A 3,769-nucleotide genomic window follows, 5' to 3' on the forward strand; every position below is an offset into this window, starting at 1 on the left:
TAACTCGCTATCATTGCTGAGACTGAGCGAGATAAGTGCAAGTAATCGCTCTGAATTGTCATTCCAAGCTGATAAGTATTAGAGAGCAGCTGAATGGCCGCGCTTGTGCGAATTTGCAAACCTGCCCCTCCCTCTTGATAAAACTTCCAAAGCTCCCACGGCTCTATCGGCACAATGGATTTCTTACTAAGTGTTTCGCTGAGCGCTTCTACTATCCTTGAGCGCTGCTCCGAGTGCTTCTCTGGGTCAGTACTCATCGCAATAAGCGTGTCAGCCAGTTCTTCAATGTCGCCACACAGAGCGGCGCTGAGATACGAAAACACGTAGCCCCACTTACCCGACATTTGAATACTGTTGCCCCAATCGATGAGATAAAGCGCATTCGATTCGTCTACAAGCACGTTGCCAGGGTGGAGATCACCATGCAATTCCTGATACAACACCAAGTGCTCGACAATCGTGTAGATAAAATTATGCGCGATGGCACGGCGCTTTTCTTCTCGATTTCGCGCGCCTTCTAATGCTTGGGAAATCGGTTTGGCTTTGGCGACATACTCCATCTCAATGATGCGACCGCTAGCGCCGTATACCTTCGGAACATTCCAAACAGCTGAATGTAACGAGCGCTCATAAAATCGTTGTTGCGTGTCAGCCTCTTGTGAGAAATCCAACTCTTGTTCAAAGCCCTTCGTGAACTCTTTTATCTGAAGTGCCATAGAACGTAGAAACGGCTTGAGCTTAGAGTGTGGTGCCCAGTACTGGCTACTAATCAACATTAGCTCAATCGCAAGAGACCCCATCGCAAACTCGCGCTCCAGATTATGTCTCGCAACTTTGACGACAATAGGGACCAGCACGGCATTTCCATTACGCTCAACGGCTTTTTTAGCGAGGAACACGGAACCAATTGAGCCGGATTTGAGAGGTTTGCTCGCGTCAAATTCATAGTAAAGCGATTCGGGTGCTTGCCCAAAATCTTCGATAAAGGCGTTACGGACCTGCTCTGCCGTCATTGGCTCTACATCTTGTTGAAAGACCTCTAGTTCGCGCGCAATCTCTTCTGGAAGAAAGTCTGCACTCGCAGCAGCAACCTGCGCCATTTTGATGAACAAAGGCCCAAACTCAGAAACCATTTTTGAAACAATCTGTGCCTGCCCAGAGAAATCCTTTGGATCCGTTTCTAGGAATGGTTTTATATATCTTATTGCCTGAATTTGTCGTTTGAGAATCTGAATATCACCGCGCAGCACCTGCAACTTGCGCACGATCGAATTAAAACCATCACGATTTATCTGCCTCAGATTCTTGATGGTATTGATGGCTTCGACGAGGATGGGTTCATAGACGCGCAGAATCGCGCGCGTAATCTCAAGATTGAGTTCGAAAATACCCTGTAGCTCTGGGCTCTCAATGAGTTCCTGAAAGAAGAGCCAAAACTCTTCGATGACCACCTCTGGTATTTCTACAGGACTTCGAGAAATAGACTGAGAAACGAGATAACGGATGAGTCTCTCCGTACTTTCCTCGTTTGGAATAAAGCTGCTCTTGCGCAAATAAGCGGTAAGGTCTTTTGAATAGCTTGATACGGGGTGCGTGTACAAGCCTTCAAACAGAACATCAAGCGTTGATGCAAGTTGTGTGCGCTCTACTTTTTCTTCAGATAAAACCAATTTCAGTACGGGCGAGAAGAGCTTCGGCAACGCGATACCGCTCGATGCAATCCCACCCGAACGCTTCAAAAGCGCGAGCGTTGACTTGCTCAAGCCTTGCAGAGATTCCGAAAACAACGGTTTTTTTGGGGATTTAGCGTCTGTCTTGCTCATATAAACCTAACTTGGGTCCATTGCCTAGCTTTACAAGTAGCCGGTAGTTCTCGACAATGTATACGGAGGGTTTCAAACACCCCCCGCTCTTTCAACGGATGATACCACATGGAACTAACGCCGAATGCCTGAATTCTCGATCGTGCACTCGTTCTTTCTCATATTTGCTGGCGCAGCGGTCGTTGCATCCTTCGCTTTATATGCGCGCCAACCTCTGATTCTCTCTTACATTATTATTGGAGCAATTGTTGGTCCATTCGGTTTGAACTATGTTTCTGAAGCAAGAGTGCTAAGCGAAATCGCCGAGATTGGGATCATATTCTTATTATTTCTTCTGGGTCTGGACATGCAACCCAAAAGTCTTGGCAGCATGGTAGGCAAGGCAAGCTTTGTTGCGGTTGTCACTTCCGCTATATTCGCTGCTGCAGGATTTCTAGTTTCGATTTCCTTCGGCTTTTCCAACACCGAAGCTTTGATAATTGGTGCTTGCATGATGTTTTCAAGCACCATAATCGGTATTAAGTTACTACCAACTACAGTACTGCACCACAAACATACAGGCGAGTTGGTTGTTGCACTCTTATTGGTCCAGGATCTCATCGCCATTGTCGTCCTGCTATTGATCGGTGGCCTCGGCGGAACGAGTGACGAAGGTTCGGCACTGATGGACATCGCTTTGTCATTTGCGATGCTTCCAGTGGTCGGGCTAGGCGCAGTTGCTGGCGTTCGCTATGTTATCTTACCCTTGTTTACCAAGTTCGATCGCTTTCATGAGTATATGTTTTTGTTGTCGATTGGCTGGTGTCTGGGCCTAGCTGAAGCGGCCGAAGCGCTTGGCTTGTCTCTCGAAATCGGCGCTTTTATCGCGGGCATTAGTTTAGCGACTAGCCCGATATCCCAGTACATAGCGGTCAATCTCAAGCCTCTCCGCGATTTTTTTCTCGTGTTATTTTTCTTTTCGCTTGGCGCGAACTTTAATCATGGGCTATTGAATGACATTCTCGTTCCGACGATCGTCCTTGGCTTATTAATGATTGCGCTCAAGCCGATAGGATTCCGGCATTTACTAAAAATTAGCGGTGAACAAAAGGCCGATGCATGGGAAGTTGGGTTTCGTCTCGGTCAGATCAGCGAGTTCTCATTGATGATTGCATTTTTGGCCTTCACTCAGCAGTTAATAAGCAACGAAGCATCGCATCTTATACAGGCAACAGCGATTCTTAGCTTCGTATTAAACAGCTATCTCGTTATTTTTCGCTACCCTAGTCCAATCGCGGTTAGCGACAAGCTGCGACGCGATTAGTTGAGAGTTAGCGATGCAATCAGACTTATGCCCCTGTGGCAGCAACACGCTTTACTCAAAATGCTGCGGTCCAATCCACTTGGGGGCCGCTGATGCTGAAACCGCAGAAGCGCTAATGCGATCACGCTACTGTGCGTTCGTGAAAATGGACTCAGGGTATTTAATCCGGTCCTGGCATGAGTCAACACGCCCAAGTAACCTGACTCTTGATGCGACCAATTGGATTGGCTTAAAGATAAAATCTACTCACAAAGGCTTGCCGGCAGATTTGGAAGGCTGGGTGGAATTCGTTGCAAGGTACAAAATTGATGGGCGAGCACATCGCCTTATAGAAAACAGTTACTTCAAGAAAGAAAACGGCGCTTGGTTTTACGTCAGCGCCGTCGAATCGTAAGCTTAGTAAGCCGATAACACGTTAAGCCCGCATGCCCTTGGTGCTTTCTGTTTCTGAAATATACTTTCCGAGCGCGCGCTCTATACCGCTGCTCACCGCAAAACCTAGCTTATCAGCAATAGACTTTTTCTCTTTAAACTCAATTTCGTAGACATCTACATTCTGAACACGGTTCGAAATGTACTCGTCCGACGTCATGATCTCGTCAACGAGCTTTTCCTCAAGTGCTTTGGTGCCAAACCAAATATC

3 protein-coding genes and 1 pseudogene are annotated in these 3,769 nt (G+C 47.1%); 2 read left to right on the forward strand and 2 right to left on the reverse strand.

Annotated features, from left to right (window positions below; all coding sequences use genetic code 11):
* Window positions 1–1,823, reverse strand: a 1,823-nt coding sequence (locus A3751_RS12885; protein ID WP_068456655.1) for an AarF/UbiB family protein, incomplete at its 3' end; no start/stop codon positions are given.
* A 124-nt stretch (window positions 1,824–1,947) separates the two neighbouring features.
* On the opposite strand from A3751_RS12885, the gene A3751_RS12890 reads away from it, so the two are divergent.
* Window positions 1,948–3,126 carry a cation:proton antiporter gene (locus A3751_RS12890; protein ID WP_068456659.1) on the forward strand — a complete coding sequence of 393 codons (1,179 nt, stop codon included), beginning with the start codon at window positions 1,948–1,950 and terminating at the stop codon, window positions 3,124–3,126.
* 13 nt (window positions 3,127–3,139) lie between these two features.
* Window positions 3,140–3,520: a YchJ family protein gene (locus A3751_RS12895; protein WP_068456662.1), complete on the forward strand. Its 381-nt coding sequence runs from the start codon at window positions 3,140–3,142 to the stop codon at window positions 3,518–3,520.
* A 21-nt stretch (window positions 3,521–3,541) separates the two neighbouring features.
* Here the strand turns inward: A3751_RS12895 and A3751_RS22855 are convergent.
* Window positions 3,542–3,769: pseudogene (locus A3751_RS22855) on the reverse strand (protease SohB); the annotation flags it as partial.

The organism is Oleiphilus sp. HI0080 (genome assembly GCF_001635135.1).

What these genes read in the sequence shown, in the direction of transcription:
- A3751_RS12895 (WP_068456662.1), top strand. Translation starts at nt 3,140, where the DNA reads ATGCAATCAGACTTATGCCCCTGTGGCAGCAACACGCTTTACTCAAAA.
- A3751_RS12890 (WP_068456659.1), top strand. Translation starts at nt 1,948, where the DNA reads ATGCCTGAATTCTCGATCGTGCACTCGTTCTTTCTCATATTTGCTGGC.